The organism is Fulvivirga sp. M361 (assembly GCF_007097395.1).
Lineage (GTDB): Bacteria > Bacteroidota > Bacteroidia > Cytophagales > Cyclobacteriaceae > Fulvivirga.
Genome location: NZ_VKDC01000005.1, coordinates 25,307 through 42,723, shown reverse-complemented (window position 1 = coordinate 42,723; position 17,417 = coordinate 25,307). Strand labels below are relative to the sequence as shown.

The following is a 17,417-nucleotide window of genomic DNA, read 5'->3' as shown; positions in this document are numbered from 1 at the left end:
TGTGTGTAAATACTTCTACAATTAGAAAGGGTAGCCTATGGCAATATTCAAAAGCAGGTTGTCTTTTCGCCAATTTTTTTCCAACGGATTTACCTCGTCCAATACCCATTTGCCAGGCTGCCTTATGGGAAAAGCGAGGTCAAAACGTAGTATAAAAAAACTGAAATTGAAACGTAAGCCGGCCCCGGCCCCAACAGCCATATCCTGCATAAACTTACTGTCAAACGATGCCCCGGGTTTTTCCGTACGACTGTCCCAAAGCCATATATTACCTGCGTCTAAAAATAATGCACCTTCCAAAACACCTATCAGGGGCGAACGGTATTCCAGGTTAGCTTCAATTTTCAAATCCCCGGTTTCATCCAGTACGATGGAAGATTCGTCGTTGTCGGTATTGGACGTTCCGGGGCCGAGTGATCTTGCCCGAAATGCTCTTATACTGTTAGAGCCCCCGGCAGAGAATTGTTTTATAAAAGGGACTTCACGGGAATTTCCATAGGCACGAGCAGCCCCAAGAATTAACCGGGTGGCAAGTGTTTTTTTACTCCCCAGCTTTTGGAAATAGCGAAAATCCAATTGCACTTTGGTGTATTGTGAGTATGATACGCCATCATCCTGCCCGGATCTTTCCCGATTGACGACACGTTCAGTCAGGTTAAGAAGGTTTCCTGAGATATCGAGTAATCCATTGAAAAAAAAGTGGTGACGCCTGTCATCAGCGTCTTTAGCATTTTTCGAATTGAATGTATATTCATACAGTGCGCCTATGATAAACTGATCTTCCAGGCTTCTGGCCAGGTTAAGGTCGGTCTCCAGGCGCCGGTCAAACTCTCCGGACGTCTGACTTAATTGAACAAAAGATAAATTGACAGGATAAAGCTCATGACGTTTGGTGTAGGTCTCTTGCCACAGGAAACCGTATTTTGCTTCAAATGAGTTGATCTGAAAGACGTTTATCCTTCGTTGCAAGCGGGTGCCCAGGCTGATCCTGGTACTGGGAATAAAACGAAGACTCCGATAATTAAAAGAAAATGGTGTGATCAACCGGGGTATGGTCAGGTTGCCCTCCAGGTTAATTTCGTATGCATTTAGAGGAGGGTTATTTTGACCACCAACCTGAACTTCATAAGAAGTATTTAGCTTTAGCTCAAATAATTCTGCGCCTCTGAAGGTATTCCTGTTCTGAAACGCTAATGACAAGGCAGGACCCAGGAAGTTGTTTGACTTGGATAATGCCTGTACTTCCAGTCGCAGCGATTTTTTTGGTAATGGCGTTAAATAGATCGAGGAATTGAGAGACGAAGAATCAGACCGGTCAAATTTCATATTGACGAATTTATACGTACCCAGGGCCATCAGCCGCTCCCGTGTTCTTGACTCGGCTTGCTGTGAGTAGTTGTCTCCGGGTTTAAAAACAACGGTTTCAGTAAGAATATCAGGCCGAATGTAGTCGTCATTATTAATGAACGTATACCCATAATGGACCTCAGTACTATCCACTTGTTTGATCGTATCATTGGAAACCGAATAATCCGGTCGGATAATGACATCACTGAGTGTAAATATTTTTTTTGCTCTTTCCGGTGTGTCTTCAGCCAGTGTTAATGTGAGGTCCACCTGATGATCGCCAACGCTGCTGTCTGCCTTATATAACAAATAATTATCATCAAAATAATAGAAGCCGTGATCTTCCAGGTAATTCTCGATACGGCTTTGCTCGGCTTGCAGCTTTTCAAGTTCATAGCGATCACCTTCTTGCAGCAGACTTTCTTTCATCACAGATTGCTGGTGTGGTAGATATATACTATCAGTTTCCTCATAGATGAGATTCCGAAGGGTATAAGGGACTCCTGTACGAATCGTATAGATCGCTTTAGTAGAATGTGTTCTTGATTTGAGCCCACTGGTGACAGAAGCCCTGAAATAGCCATGATTATGAAGGTAGTTCGTCAGTCTTGCGGCCGTTGATGTCTCCTTAATTTCCGATGCCAATACCGGCGCTTTGCCCAGTTTGTATTTCACCCAGTATTTAAAGCCTTTTTCTTTCTTGGGCTCACCTGCAATGTTATGAAACCACACGGCCGGTCGTGAACCCAGGATCTTTGTATTGGGAGCAGGTTGGATCAAGACCTGTAGGTCCCTGGCAAGCGGTTTATTATTTACTTTGACGCTGTCTTGGATGAACACCAGTTCGGCCCCTGAATAGAAACGTTCTCCTTCGGCTAAGAACTTTGTACCTGTACAACCGCACATTAGAGCGAGTAAAAAGAAGGACAGTATATATCGGTGGTTATTCCTCATCACTACTTTTAAATAGCTCCTTGAATGTGTTATAGTCACGTACATAGATAATTCCCGCACCGGTTTCTATAATTTCTCCGCTTAAGACGTCAAAATCACTTCTTCTGAAGCCGGTGATCCGTAATCTGCCATCATCAGTAAGTTTGTACTCCAAAGCCAGGTCGCCGACATAATCCGAAAAGTTTTGTTGTTGTTCACCCTCCAGGTTGACATTTCCCGACACCTTGACTTCCAGTTGGTCGTTGAACAAGGTTTTGGATACTCCTAATTCGAGTTGTGTGGTACTTTGCGCCGTACCTTGAGAATAATCCTGGTACGATTGTAAGTCCAGGTTCAGGTTAATGCCGTTAATATTGTCTGTCAGGCGATTCAGCTGATCGGACAGGATACGACTCACGCTACGTCTTGCTTTATCCTCTATGTCATAGCCACCTTCACTTTTCAGCGGATCTTCGGAAATAAAGCGCTGTAGCAAGAGGAGCGCAAACACTTGTTTATTAAGATCAGATTCTCTTGAATTTAAGTCTGTTATTCGTGAGTAGATGCTTCCTCCGAAGGCATTGCGTTTGTCCTGTGGCATGTCCAGCTCAAAACGGATCTGTGGCTTCATCAATTCACCTTCAATGTCCAGGTACACCAGGAAGGGCAGACGCTGTTTATAACGATCAAGGTCTGTATTTGTAGCATTGCTGATCTGGTTGATCATAAGATCAATTGGAGGGGCTTCCACACGGTTGTAGGCACGTATGTCCAGGCGTGCTTCATAAGGATCGCCTGACCACGTAATGGAACTCCCTTTCTCTATGGAGAACTCTCTTTTTAATAGTTTATAGAAGCTGAAATTATAAGCGCCTTTTTTAACGGTATATCTACCACTTAGTTCAATGTCACCCTGGCGGTCAATGGCCAGATTTAAAGTAGCCGCACCTTGCACCGTGAGCCGATCTTCGGTGATCGGATCGATGATGATGTTGAAAGTGGCCGACTTGTCGATCTCAAGCGTGGTAGTCAGGTTCATGCCCTGGAAATTGAGGCTGTCCCTGAGAATATCTTTTGGTTGATCGATCTCTTCATCGGACGTATTAATGAATTGCACTACATTTTCGCTATTCAACGAGGTGTATTGTGTTTCCGGTACTAAATAAGTCAATTCACTATCATCCGTTAATTTCATATTAAGACGGACATTGGGGCGGGCGCTGGAGCCGGTGATAATGGCCTCACCATCTGTTTTTACAGTGCCATAGAATAGACTGTTGTCCTTTCGGGTGGTGTTTAGGATTAAGAAGTCATTCGTACTTATCTTCAGGTCCAGGCGATAGAATGCCGGATCGACCATTTCCACATTACCATTGATAACGGCTGAATTATTAAGTTGGTCCATCAGCCTGAAACGATCAAAACGGATCTTCGAGTCATTAAATGAAATGACCTCATTGTCAATCATAAGGGTGTTGTTCAATACCGTAGGGTTAAAGCTGACCTTCGTGAGTTCAACCGAGCCGTTAATAGCAGGTTGATCAAAACCTCCGGATAAAGAAATGGTACCGGAGAGGTTACCGGATAAATTCTTTACGTCACTTTTAACAATAGGTGATAAAGTGGCCAGCTGAAACTTATTAATGACTAACTCAGCGCTCAGATTATCCAGGTCCGATAGCTCGTATTTAGCCTGGAGCGTAATATCATTCTTAGCGGAAAGTAACTTCAGGTCAGCCTGATAACGATTTTCTTTGTGTTTTTCAGTGGTGAGTTTGAAATCACCCCACTTCTTATCCAAAACCACCAGTTTCTCAATAGTAATATCTGCTAGTATGCCCGGCCCCTGGTTGGCGAATAATAGCCTTATGTCACCGTCGAGTTGACCATTAATGAGATCTTTATCTTTTTGGAGGGCTTTGCCCAATGTCGCCAGTTGAAAATGATCAAAACCTATGACCAATAATGAGTCCGGAGCCCGGGTGGCGATTGTAATACTCTGTTCCTTATGCGATAATCGCAGCGAGGTCCTTTCACTATGCTCATGATCATTTACTATAAAAGGCCTTTCTTGTTCTACCTGCCATCGGTCATAAGCCAATATCAAAGAATCGTTATTCAATACGAACGAATAGGTGCTATCAATACTTTCAAACAAACCTCGGATCAGATACTTTCGGTGTTCAAGAGAATCGCGTATGATCAGGGCCGTGGCTAATGTATTATTTGACATGGTGGTATTAAGCGATAACTTATTGAGCTCTGCATTAGATGATGAAATGCGTTCTATATCAAAATTGGACTGAAGTGTTTTATTTAGTGATGTGCTGGTAAGCGAGAAACTGTCGATGCCTATGTTTTTGTAAAGAAGGTGATGGATAGTAAGGCTGACATCCAGTTGGTCTTGTGTGCTGTTAAACACCGCTTTGAAATGACCGGGATTAAATTCTTTGAGGTCCGGGAAGATAATCTCGGTTATGAGATCCGTATTTTTCAGGTCAAAATCAAATTGGAAGTTGGTTTCCGGGACATTTTCATTGGGTATTTCTGTGAGGTCATAGTATTGGTTTATATGTTGCATCACAGCGGTGCTCACAGTGAATAGATCGATGTTCCCTTTAAATTCACCCTCCATAATATCAGAATTTATACTGATTTCCGTGCTGCCTTCCTGGTCAATACTGGCTACGAGTAAGGAATCTACTCTATAGATGTCAATATCATTATCCGCCTGAAATTTCCTTAAAGCGAGATCACCGTTGAACCGCCTGAAATCCTTTGTTTCAAAATCAGCCTTAAATTTGCTTTTTATGGTTAATGGCATTTTTGAAAAGTTCATGGCTTCCAGGTCTGCCTTTTCCAGGTTTAGCTGAATGTTATTGCGGTAATAGTCTGTCCCCGTTTCCACCTCACCTTTTAAAATGAGATCCAGGTGATTGTCTGAGATAGCCAACGTACCATTAAGTATTGAGCGCATCCAGGTAGCGTCAATGAGAAGGCTATCATAAGTGTGTTGATTAAACAAAATATTGGTAATTACTCCTTTAGCTGTTATATCCATGGTCTTTGGATCAATTCCTTTGCCTTTCAGCTCCAGGTCTAATCCCAGGCTGTCCAATAGGTCGTCCCGGTGAAAAAGATTGCCGACATCGAAATGTCCGGAGTTTAACGAGATGGCATATACCGGAATGTTATTATGTATGGCCAGTGTATCTGCCCGTAAGCTTAGATGGCCATAACCTGAGGATAAGTCTAAGTTGCCATTAAAGTGATTTAAAGACCCATTACCTTTTGCAACCACCCTCAGGTCTTTAGGCAGTCGTATGGGTAGTGGCAATAGGGAGTCAGGTAAATGGTTGAGAATGTCCTGCTGGGTAGTATTGAGTTCGAAAGATTCCAGAGAATAGGTCAGGCTGTCCGGGTTTAAGAGATCATACAGGTGACCGGAAAGATCTAACGTTGTGGCAGAGGTAGTGGCAGCCAATGTTTTAATGTTCAAAGCATCCAGCCGGCCATCTATGCGGGCTTCCAGCATTAGTTTGTCGGGAAATACCATCGCCTCCGGATCGGCCAGGAAATAAGACAGGTCTTCTGTGTAAATGACAGAAGAGCCTAGATGCAGGTCAAGCTCGGTAGAGGCATTTGCCAGATCACTTTGAGAAGAGTATTTGGCTTGAAAATCAGACAGTATGCTGGTTTGATTCATGTGTATGGCAGCATTCGCCACGGACAATTGTGTGCTGTCCATATGAAACATACCTTCCAGCTTCATAGATTGTTCATCAGTAATAAAAGAAAGCTTTGCTATTTCGCTATGGATTTCATTCTGTGAGTAAGATGTGTTGTGAATGTCAGCAGTAAGCTGCTGAACGTGAAGATGGTTTGGATCGAAATAAGTCGAATTGGTTTTGCTGGAATCTAAATCGATACGGACATCATTCTTTATGAAATTCAATTCTCTTAAAGATAACTCCCAGGGGTTTTGAGTATCGGAAGTTTTTTCCTTGGTGGAATCAGCACCTTGGAATGATTGATAGCTGACTTTCGATTCGATCAGATCCAGTTGTTCAAGTGCGATCAACGATTCTGATAAATTCATCTCTTCCACCAGGATGGCCAACTCATGTATGGAAGCATTAACGTTCTGGTGAAGGTCTGTGAAATGGACATCGGAATCATTAATGCGGACCTCCCCAACTTTCAGATCAAATCCTTCTGACGTACCAGCCTGCCGGGACTGACCAGACGGCACCGTCTGCATCTTATAACCTATATTAGCAGAAGACAGGTCAATTCTTTTGATGTCCATACGGGATTGGTCGAGGTCAAATGCATTGAAATCCAGTTGAAGGTCACTCCAGTAAGCGTAAAGTGAAGAGGTATTCTGCGCGTCATCCATTCTGAAGTCAAAAGGACCTACCTGGATGGCTTCCAGGTTGAATGTCCAGGGTTTTGCATCGGAACGTTCCTGGATTGTTGTGTCGGCAGGTGCAAAAGCATCTATAATAAACTGATAATTGAAATCTGACCGGTTTACCTTACGATGTACACGACCGATGGCTCCAATAAGTTTTAAATCGTTTATTTCTACAGTATTGTCAGTCAGGGCCCACATATCCGCGTCAACCTGGAGAGACCGGAAGTAGAGTAAAGTGTCTTCCTTTTGATCTTCCAGGTAGAAGTCAGAGATTTCAATCGTTTTGGGAAAGTTGAGAAATACACCACCTATGTTCACCTCTGCATCGAGTGTATTCTCAAGGTAATGTTCGGTTTGATCAATGATCTTATCCTGGATGAATGGTACCCGAATTAAAATGATAGCCACGACCAACAAGGCCAGCGGAATTCCGAGGGCCCATGCGAAAACTTTCAAAGTGGATTTGAGAATAGCTCTGGCTCGCGGACTCATTTTCATTATGGGTTTAAAGATAAACATTGTGCCAGAGGAAAAAACCAGCTAACAAGCATAGCAACAATGGAAAGCAACAGTTGTATAATAAAAAGTGTAGAAAATATTCCCCACAATCTCAGGCTTGCCTGATGGAAAATGCTCTGAATACTCAAATTGAGAATACTTTCGATTTGGATCGATTTTTTCCTTACAGCTCTTAGTTTTATTTATAACCACATGCAAATTCACTTCCGTAAAACCTTTTATATCTTCGCCTGCGTAGCGGCTTTGTTGGCGCTGATCTACCTGGGTAAGCCTATACTAATAACCATGACGATGGCGCTGTTATCGTCATTTATTTTATACCCGATCTGTTCCAGGCTGGAAAGGTGGGGGCTGTCCCGTGTAGTGGCAGCTCTTGCTACTTTGATAACCATAATAGGGCTGACTCTTGGGGTCTTTTATTTATTCTCAACTCAGATTATATCCCTGATGAGCGAGTTTACGGATTTTGAACATAAGCTCGTTACCTTGTTTGAGAGTGTTGTCAACTTTATTAATAACAGGGTAGCGTTGGTGCCTGATATAAACAGCACAGACATCATAGATAGTACACAGGAGTGGGTGGAAGAATCCGGTGGGGATATCATGACCAACACATTCAACAGGACTGCCGCCTTGCTATCCGGCGTGCTGGCTGTGACGGTCTATACTTTTCTACTATTAATTTACCGGAGTGGTTTGAAAAACGTTGCTGTCAGTGCTGCGAGTCTTCCAAACCAGGAGAAAACAGCTAAAATGCTGGGAGAGATCCAAAAGGTGGGGCAACATTATTTAGTCGGTATGAGCATAATGATCGGTATTTTAGGCACCGCTAACAGTCTTATTTTACTTGTTTTCGGTATTGATCATGCCTTCTTTTTCGGCTTTTTGGCCGCATTGCTGGCTATTATACCTTATGTGGGAACTACACTGGGGGCTCTTATACCCGTACTTTATGCATTAATGACACATAGTTCATATTGGATCCCGCTGGGAGTAATGCTGGCTTTCTGGTTCATACAGTTGATTGAAAGTAATTATCTAAGCCCCAAAATAGTGGGGGGCAACCTGAACATAAATGCATTGGCAGCTATTATTTCACTGATTGTAGGTGGCTACTTATGGGGTGTGGCAGGCATGATACTTTTTCTGCCCATGACGGCCATCCTCAAAGTGATCTGTGGCTATTTTGATGACTTAAAACCGGTCAGTATGTTGCTGGGCAATAGCCTGTATGAACAGGATGGCCTGACACAGGGTAAGTCGAAGAATTAGGTCATGTAAAAGCAACTGTAGAAAGAGGTAACGTGTATGGAATTATCAATAAAACAAGTTTGGCAGCTTATCAGGAAGTCATTTGAGGCTTTTTTTGAAAACAACCCCTTCAGGCATAGCGCAGCAATTGCATATTATACTATTTTTTCAATGCCCGGCATTGCAATTATCGCAGTAATGGTAGCCGGGAGTTTTTATGAGCGGGAGGCGGTCAGAACAGAGTTACTTAACCAGGTAACGCTTCTGATGGGGAGTAACAGCGCTACTCAGATCGAGACGCTCATGAATAAAGCATTTTTCTCAGCAGAGTCGTTTGTAATGAAAATGGTAGGGGTGGTTACACTCCTGGTCAGCGCTACTACCGTTTTTGCTTCGTTACAGCAAAGTGTTAATACCATTTGGAATATAAAACCCAAGCCCGATAAAGAGATCCTAAAATTTGTGACCAACCGATTGCTTTCACTGGCCATGGTGGCCTCCATTGGTTTTTTGTTATTGGTTTCCCTCATGGCGGACACGATGATCGCTATTTTAAAAGAAGCGATGTCCGGCATACTGGCCGGGTCATCCTACTACCTGGTATGGATTATAAACGTAGGAATTTCACTTGTTTTGATCACATTGGTGTTTGCATTGATCTTTAAAGTGCTGCCGGATGCAGAAGTGAGGTGGAAGCATGTTTGGACAGGGGCTATTGTCACCACTGCCTTATTTATAACCGGAAAATACCTGATCGGCTACTATTTAAGCACCAGCAATCTCGGAGATGCTTATGGTGCGGCAGGTTCGTTGGTAGCTTTATTGGCGTGGGTATATTATTCGGTACTTATAGTGCTGTATGGCGCTCAATTCACCTTTACTTATAACCAGTTGAAAGGTAGAAGCATCCGTCCAAACGACGGTGCGGTAGCTGTAAAAGTGCAGGAGATTGAAAAAGGACATGAGTCTGTTACTAAGATAGAATAACAATGAAAAAACCATATAAAATTATACTTGGGGTGATACTGCTTTTGATTGCCATCCGGATCTATTTGCCGTATGGTATTATTAGATATGTGAACCAGGTTCTTAAAGACCTTCCCGAATACAACGGTGCAATAACGGATGTTGATCTTCATTTATATAAAGGAGCTTACTCCATTGATAGTTTATACATTATCAAAGCTGACAGTTCAGTTCAGGTCCCTTTTTTTGCTGCGGATAGAATCGATCTGTCCCTCCAGTGGAGTGCATTATTTGATGGTGCTATTGTAGGAGAAATCGACATGATCCATCCCCAACTGAATTTTGTTGAAGCAGAAGATACGACGCAATCTCAATACGGAGAAGATGTGGATTGGACTAAACCACTCAAGGAGCTTATTCCGGTACAGATCAACAGATTAGGAATTGATAATGGGGAAATTTTCTTCAAAAATTTTCAAAGCAGGCCGAAAGTCGATTTGTACCTTAATAACTTAGCGTTGCAAGCGACTAACCTAACCAATGCCAGTGCTGATCAGGAAACTTTACCCTCTCAATTAACAGTTTCTGCTACTTCTATTGGCAGTGGAAAACTTACAGCCGAAGGTCGAATGAACCTATTAAAAAAAGTGCCGGATATGGACATTGACGTTAAATTTGAGCAGGTTGACCTTACTGCTCTAAATGATTTCCTGCAGGTTTATGGTAAGTTAGATGCGGAAAGGGGTATGTTTAATTTGTACAGTGAGATCGTTATAGACAGTAGTCAGTTAACGGGGTATGTAAAACCACTTATCCGTAATCTGAAAATAGTAAAATGGAAAGAAGATAAAGACGAACCTTTGCAATTAATCTGGGAGTCAGTAGCGGGATTAATATTGGAAATCTTTGAGAATCAGAAAAACGATCAGTTCGCTACTAAAGTGCCTTTTAAAGGCGATTTGACAGACCCTAAAACAAAGGTTTTTCCTGCCCTTTGGAATATCTTTTCCAATGCTTTCATCCAGGCTTTCGATAAAAAAACGGATGACACATTAAATTTTAGTTTGGAAGAAAAAGAATAAAGTTATTGTGCTTCTTTTATTCCGGTACTTGATTTGATACCGCTTAATAATGATTTCCACCAAAAGTTGAAAAGAGATTTTTTCGGGTCCCTTTCGTATTCAATGATCCCGACCCGCATGTCCTTATCATCGAGGTTGGATTTTTTGATGATCAATGTATTGGCAACAAATGTTTTGATGGATTCATCCAGCTTCCCCAAAGTCGAACTACCTGCAGGGTTGATGAATTTCATTTTTAAATTATCGTATAACAGGTGCATTTCTCCTGAGGAGGTATGTGCATCATGGGTAAAGTTGAACCTCGATGTTTTAAGCTGGCCGGAAATCAATGTTACTTTAGCCACGTAATTCAGCATAGGGTTCAGGGCAGTCATTTGTTGTTCATGGATATAACCGGACAAAACGTAAGGCAGACCGGCGCCGGCCTGGGGAATATTGACACGGAGCTCCAGCAAACCTTTGCCCATTAGCAGTGCGGAGGCATTTAATGTAATAGTGGAGTCCGGGTAAAAATTGGTAATACCTTCTCCTTTAACAGACAGATCACTAAAGCTGACGCTACCTGCTTTAGGGGAACCTTTGACATGTTCTTCATAGGTAATATCACTCTCCGACATCAAAACGGAGTTCACCATCAAAGGCATCGAAATATTTTCAATCAATTCATGCGGAAGCGCTTTGTTTGGTATTGAAGGGAACTGCAGTCTTTTATCTCTGAATATATTGGCTGATAATCCTTTAATGGTGAGGCTGTCAATTTGCAAGGAGTCTTTTTGAAAAAAAGGCTTGTCATTCGTGATACTTATTTTGTCGACTTTCAGGTCATACCAGTCGGCCTCATGTCCTAGTAATTGACCCAACTCATATTTATCAGCCTTATTTTTCAGACTGAAATGGTTCAACGCAATGGTGCGTTTGTATGCATCCACTGTCATCGTATCACAAGTGATTTTGTAAAGCTCGTTACCGGTGTGATAGACCACCTGCCGGGCTTTAAGAGCCAGGGATCTTCTGAGTGATCTGTTGATATACTTTGATGAAATATCCGTGATATCCAGATCGAATTTTGCGGATAGTAAGGCTGAAGTATCACGATATTCCACTTCAGCATCTTCAATGGTTAGTACGCGGAAGAGGAACTGTGTATCATTGTCTTTTTTTTGAAGCGAAACGGTTTTTTCAGCATGATTTCTAGTTACTAAATTGAAATGGGCTTGAGCTACATGTACAGAAGCAGTAAGTTTTTTCCTGAATAAAATATCGTATAAATTTAACCTGTTTAAATGTAGCGCCCCAAATGCAATAGTGGGCATTACATGCAGGCCACTGTCTAATGATAGGTACGTGCTGTCTGTTGAGCTAAGGATCAGATTATGTGCTTTAAATCCTAATGGGACCAGGGAGATGTCAAGCTTGTCGATGGTCAACTCATAATGATCCTGGCTCAGCTTTTGAATATGAGAAGACAAATAACCTTTTAAAAACGATTCTGCCTTTAGAGAGGCAATAAGACCTATTAAAACAAGACTTATTATCAATGTAATGGCTATATTAAATTTCGATTTCATAATGATACCTACCCAATAATAATGCCCCGTTATGTTTGTACTTAATATTGTTTTTCAGAGTGGGTTAATCGTGGCTATAGCCTTTACCGGGCTTCAGCTCATACGCAAAGACGACTGGTGGATAAGGATGTCGGATTTTCCCCACATTCAGACGACAGCAGTTACTTTATGCTTTTTGTTGGGCACATTAGCCACCAATTCCTGGTCAGTATGGCAGGAATGGTTTATAGCCGTATTAGGTATGATCACCTTGATATATCAGGCCGTTATCATTTATCCCTACACCAAATGGGCAGCGAAGCAGTCGAAAAGTTGGTCAGGTGTGGAGAATGAGCAACATATTGCCATTATGGAGGCTAATGTTTACATGTATAATACCGAATATGACCGTCTTATACGAGAGGTTAAAAAATATAATCCTGATGTGCTGATTGCATTAGAAACAGATAAGAAGTGGGAGGACGGTCTGTCATCTTTGGAAAAGATGTATCCATATGCCATAAAACATCCTTTAGATAATACTTATGGAATGTTGCTTTATACCCGGCTGGAAATCGTGGAGCATTCCATTGACTTTTTAGTCTCAGACGAGATACCTTCGATCAGTGCGAAGTTAAAACTACGAAATGGACAACTTATCCATCTCTACGTGGTCCACCCTGAACCTCCAAGCCCCACGGAAAACCACCGGTCTACCGAAAGGGACGTTGAGTTGATCTTAATCGGAAAAGAAGCTGCCAAATCCAATTATCCGGTGATCGTGGCGGGAGACCTGAATGACGTGGCCTGGTCGCATACTACACGACTTTTTCAACGATTAAGCGGATTGCTGGATCCGCGTATAGGTCGTGGTTTTTTTAATACCTTTCATGCAAAATACAGGTTGTTCCGATGGCCATTGGACCATGTGTTCCATTCGTCACACTTTTTGATCAAGCGCATTGAACGCGCCCAACATGTTGGGTCAGACCATTTTCCAATGTATATAGAGTTAAGCCTTGAGCCGGTAATTGGTCACCTGACTAATGGAGAGACCGATGATTTTTCGGAGGAAGATAAGCGTGAAGCAGAAGAGAAACTGGATAAGATAATGGAATAAAAAACCTGCCGGCGCAAAGTGCATCAGGCAGGTGATTAGCGGAAGGTTGATAAGGTACGCTAAATCTTTCTACCACTTATCAAGCGAAATAAGATAGCGATAACAGCGATAACCAACAACACGTGTATAATTCCACCCACACTGAAATAGAAGAAACCAAGTAACCAGCCAATAACTAATATTACTGCGATCAAGTAAAGTAAATTGCTCATAGTATCATGTTTTTTTACACCAGTATATCAAAGAAGTCTCCAACAGTAGATGATGCTTGGTTTTGAGTCAAAAACGTTCAATATTCGTCATTAAATGCCTTTTGCTCATAAAATATTGTTGATTGATATTTTAAGTATTCTACATTATTGTAGAAAAAAATCCACACTTTTTCAGATCTTGTAACTTTTAAGACTACAAACGGGTATTGGCATGATTATGCCATAGATAGAGGTAAAACATTAACACATGGACTTATTAATAACTTTACTTAAAATGAGTGCGACCACCATAACTGTTTTTATGGTTTTCCTATTAACAATAAGAATATTGTTTGGACTTTTCTTTACTAAAGTGGATTCCGAGATGTACGATGAAAGGCTTGCCCAATTTATGCAACGCTATGATAAACTTAGAAAGAAACGCATAATCCGTTAAACCTAAACAACCAGTGTTTATGAAGGCCTTGATAGTGGACGATGAGAAAGAAATTTGTTTGTTGCTGAGTTATCAATTGGAGAAATTAGGCATTAGATCTTTTAAAGCACATTCGCTTTACGAAGGATTGAACATGTTCAATCCGGATGAGCATAATATAGTGTTTTTAGATATCAATCTGCCTGATGGCAACGGGTTGGAGATCATTCCTACTTTAAAGGCCAAAAATGAACATGTCAAAATAGTGGTGATTAGTGCCTATGATACTAAGTCAGAGCATAAAAAGGCCTTCGAATTAGGGGTCTTTCAATTTCTGGGAAAGCCTTTTTCCAAGAAAATGATCAAGGAGATAATAGACAGTATGGATACGGACATCTAAATTAACGATAATTGAGCGGCATGAATAAAATTTTGATTATAGACGATGACAAGGATATATGTCGTTTACTGGTAAGATTTCTCACCAAAAACGGCTTTGAGGCGGAATCAGCCATTACTGGTGATGAAGCCTTAAAATTATTGAAGGTGAATCAGTATGATCTCGTGTTGTCCGATTATAAGCTTCCGGATGCCAATGGTGTGGAGCTCTTGCGTAAGATCAAAATCCTAAATCCCAATACTGCGGTCATTATCATTACAGGATATTCCGATATTAAAATTGCCGTTGAAGCGCTTCGCCACGGAGCATATGACTACGTAACCAAGCCATTGTATCCTGATGAAATTCTTTTGAAAATTAAAGAGGCCATTAATTCGGAGCAGGTAATTATCGCCAAATCGAAAGAGACAAAGAAAAGGCCAAACACGGCAAATAGAAAGAAATTTATCTACGGTCATAGTCCTCAGGCTGAACAGGTTCAAAAACATGTGGACCTGATCGCACCTACTGATATGTCAGTGATCATAATGGGTGAAACAGGTACGGGAAAGGAATTTATAGCCAAGGCAGTCCATGAAAAGAGCAAACGTTCCGACAAACCTTTTGTCGCGATTGATTGTGGGGCCATCCCCAAAGACCTGGCGGGGTCTGAGTTATTTGGGCATATGAAAGGTGCCTTTACCGGTGCGCTGGCGGATAAACAAGGTAGTTTTGAAGTAGCTGATGGCGGCACTTTATTTTTGGATGAGATCGGTAATTTGTCTTATGACAATCAGATAAAATTATTACGAGTTTTACAGGAAAGAAAAATTAAAAGACTGGGAAGTAATAAAGATATATCCATTGATGTGCGTGTCATTGTCGCTACTAATGAAAATCTTCGGGAGGCGGTACGCGATCATAAATTCAGAGAAGATATTTATCATCGACTGAACGAGTTTAAAATTGAACTTAGCCCATTAAGAGAGCGCCCGGAGGATGTCCTTGTTTTTGCAGAACATTTCTTGAAAGTGGCTAATGACTCATTGGACAAAAATGTTCAATCTTTTAGTAAGGCAACTCAGGATAAGCTGACCTCGTATTATTGGCATGGAAACTTAAGGGAACTACAAAATGTAATAAAAAGAGCGGTGTTACTTTGTGACCAGGATGTGATAAAACCTGAGCATTTGCCGGAAGAATTAGTGCATCCTGAATTCATGCAGATGTCGGTGTCTGACTCAGTTAGAAATGAGGGAGATGAAAATCTGAAAGGTGCCGCAAAAAATGCACAGAGAGCGGTGATCCTGGATGCGCTTAAAAAAGCAGGCTATAATAAGACAAAAGCAGCCAAAGCGCTGAACATCGATAGGAAAACCTTATACAATAAACTGAAAGCTTACGACATAAGTATTTAGTCATTCTCTTAATGAACAGGATAACTTTTCAGCTTGCCTTCATTACGTCTATACTTATTTTACTCATTGTGGGGTTTGTGTCATATCATACTTTACAGGATTTTTCTGTCAACGCGCAGAAAATAGGATATATACAAAATATCAAAAATGAGTTGGTGAACTTAACAGACCAGCCCAGAAATTTTTCAAGACAAATTCAAAATGCCGTAGTACTCAATAGCCCCGGTGACACGACACTAATAACTCAGTTACAAACAGGAATACAAAGACATAATCACAAATTAGATAGTCTGATTGGTGAAGACCCATCGAGAAAGGCTTCATTCAATGAACTTAAGGCGCTTTTAGAAAAGCATAATATCATTGCCCTGGAATTGATGAACTTGTTGGCCGTGGAAAACGCCTTTTCGGAACGAACCAGAGAGGTCTTGCTGACGGAGGAATACCTCGTGGATGATATAGTGACGCAAATGAGACGTATGAGGGAGCATGAAAACGAATTGTTACTGACTTGGTCGATGGAAGTAAATAAGTCAAAGCTGTGGGCGCCTGTCACACTGGTTTCTCTGGTTATTATCGCTTTGAGCATCATCTGTTTTTTATTCATTAATACATTCAGCCTATACCGGCAAAACAAGAAGAAGGCATTTGACCAATCTGTCAAAGTGGAAGAGCTTAATTATGAGATCAATGAGAGGGCTACATTGGAAAGGTTGTTAAAAAGTATTTTTGAAAGTTCGCAGCATGGTATCATTGCTTTTGATGCACTTCGGGATGGGAATGGCAGTATTGAGAACTTTGTTTTTAAGCTTATCAATGAAGAAGGCTCCAAAGTATTTAATCAGGATGTACGTGATCTTGAAGGTAAAAAGTTGTTGGACATAGTTCCCGGCACCCGGGATGCAGGTCTCTTTGATGCCTATAGAAAAGTGGTGGAAACCGGAGTAGCTTATCATAAAACATTATATTACAATTATGATGATATTGACGCCTGGTTCGATGTCAGTGCCGTGAAAAACGAGGATGGTCTGGTAGTTACATTTTCTGATGTTACCACCAATAAGCGTTATGAGAAAAAACTTATAGCTAAACAAGAGGAATTAAAGGCCAGTAATTTTGAGCTCGAGCAGTTCGCCTACATCGCATCACATGATTTACAGGAACCACTACGTAAAGTACGCGCGTTCGGAGATCGGTTATCTGCTTTGTATAGCTCAGAACTGGGCGAAAGAGGGAAGGATTATATTGTTAGGATGCAAAATGCAGCTTCGAGGATGCAGATATTGATTGATGATCTACTGGAATTTTCACGTGTTTCAAGAGTAGAACGTACTTTTAAAAACGTGGACCTTAATGCGGTCCTTCTTCAAGCACTGGATAACCTGGAGATAGAAATAAAAAAGAAAGAAGCGTTCTTTCATACGGCCGAGTTGCCCCATATTTGGGGGGATGAAATACAACTGATTCAATTGTTACAAAATCTGATCTCCAATGCTTTGAAATATGCCAAAAAAGATCGAAAACCTGAGATCATAATTTCTGTAGATGCCATAGAAAAACCTAATTTAGGGGTGAAGGCAATATATCATAAAATTACGATCAGTGACAACGGTATTGGTTTTGATCCCAAATACAAAGAACAAATTTTTGACCTGTTTCAACGATTACATGGCCGTACCGAATATTCAGGCACCGGCATAGGCCTGGCAATATGTGAAAAGATAGTGGCTAATCACAATGGCAGTATAGAAGCGGAAGGAACACCGGGCCAGGGAGCATCTGTCACTTTTTATTTACCTAAAGTTTAAGAA

General features: G+C 41.4%; 11 protein-coding genes. 7 read left to right on the top strand and 4 right to left on the bottom strand.

The genetic code is table 11. The annotated features are described in order from the left end of the window. Positions 1 to 21: 21 nt before the first annotated feature. Complete coding sequence (locus tag FNH22_RS05450; RefSeq protein ID WP_185154083.1) at positions 22 to 2,301, bottom strand: BamA/TamA family outer membrane protein; 2,280 nt, start codon at positions 2,299 to 2,301, stop codon at positions 22 to 24. After that, positions 2,291 to 7,189, bottom strand: coding sequence for a translocation/assembly module TamB (locus tag FNH22_RS05445; protein WP_185154082.1), 4,899 nt, complete (start codon positions 7,187 to 7,189; stop codon positions 2,291 to 2,293). Before FNH22_RS05445 ends, FNH22_RS05450 begins: the two co-directional genes overlap by 11 nt. 219 nt (positions 7,190 to 7,408) lie before the next feature. Between FNH22_RS05445 and FNH22_RS05440 the strand changes: the two genes are divergently transcribed. Genes FNH22_RS05440 through FNH22_RS05430 form a run of 3 tightly spaced genes read left to right on the top strand, consistent with a single transcriptional unit; the run spans position 7,409 to position 10,515 of the window. Continuing rightward, complete coding sequence (locus FNH22_RS05440; protein ID WP_143397332.1) at positions 7,409 to 8,488, top strand: AI-2E family transporter; 1,080 nt, start codon at positions 7,409 to 7,411, stop codon at positions 8,486 to 8,488. A 36-nt stretch (positions 8,489 to 8,524) separates the two neighbouring features. Next, the gene (locus tag FNH22_RS05435; RefSeq protein WP_143397331.1) at positions 8,525 to 9,454 is read left to right on the top strand and encodes a YihY/virulence factor BrkB family protein; all 930 of its coding nucleotides are present in this window, start codon (positions 8,525 to 8,527) and stop codon (positions 9,452 to 9,454) included. Between the two features lie 2 nt (positions 9,455 to 9,456). Further along, on the top strand, positions 9,457 to 10,515 hold the full coding sequence (locus tag FNH22_RS05430; RefSeq protein ID WP_143397330.1) for a DUF748 domain-containing protein: 1,059 nt from the start codon (positions 9,457 to 9,459) through the stop codon (positions 10,513 to 10,515). 2 nt (positions 10,516 to 10,517) lie between these two features. Here FNH22_RS05430 and FNH22_RS05425 read toward each other — a convergent pair whose 3' ends face one another. After that, a complete protein-coding gene (locus FNH22_RS05425) occupies positions 10,518 to 12,083 on the bottom strand; it encodes a hypothetical protein (RefSeq protein ID WP_143397329.1) in 1,566 nt (521 codons plus the stop codon). 31 nt (positions 12,084 to 12,114) lie between these two features. On the opposite strand from FNH22_RS05425, the gene FNH22_RS05420 reads away from it, so the two are divergent. Next, positions 12,115 to 13,182, top strand: a complete 1,068-nt coding sequence (locus tag FNH22_RS05420) for an endonuclease/exonuclease/phosphatase family protein (protein ID WP_143397328.1) — start codon at positions 12,115 to 12,117, stop codon at positions 13,180 to 13,182. A 59-nt stretch (positions 13,183 to 13,241) separates the two neighbouring features. Here FNH22_RS05420 and FNH22_RS05415 read toward each other — a convergent pair whose 3' ends face one another. After that, entirely contained in the window at positions 13,242 to 13,394 is a 153-nt protein-coding gene (locus FNH22_RS05415; protein ID WP_143397327.1) for a lmo0937 family membrane protein, read from the bottom strand. Between the two features lie 455 nt (positions 13,395 to 13,849). Between FNH22_RS05415 and FNH22_RS05410 the strand changes: the two genes are divergently transcribed. Genes FNH22_RS05410 through FNH22_RS05400 form a run of 3 tightly spaced genes read left to right on the top strand, consistent with a single transcriptional unit; the run spans position 13,850 to position 17,414 of the window. Continuing rightward, positions 13,850 to 14,209: a response regulator gene (locus FNH22_RS05410; protein ID WP_143397326.1), complete on the top strand. Its 360-nt coding sequence runs from the start codon at positions 13,850 to 13,852 to the stop codon at positions 14,207 to 14,209. A gap of 20 nt (positions 14,210 to 14,229) precedes the next feature. Then, on the top strand, positions 14,230 to 15,606 hold the full coding sequence (locus FNH22_RS05405) for a sigma-54 dependent transcriptional regulator (RefSeq protein ID WP_143397325.1): 1,377 nt from the start codon (positions 14,230 to 14,232) through the stop codon (positions 15,604 to 15,606). An 11-nt stretch (positions 15,607 to 15,617) separates the two neighbouring features. Beyond that, on the top strand, positions 15,618 to 17,414 hold the full coding sequence (locus FNH22_RS05400; RefSeq protein ID WP_143397324.1) for an ATP-binding protein: 1,797 nt from the start codon (positions 15,618 to 15,620) through the stop codon (positions 17,412 to 17,414). Positions 17,415 to 17,417 lie beyond the last annotated feature (3 nt).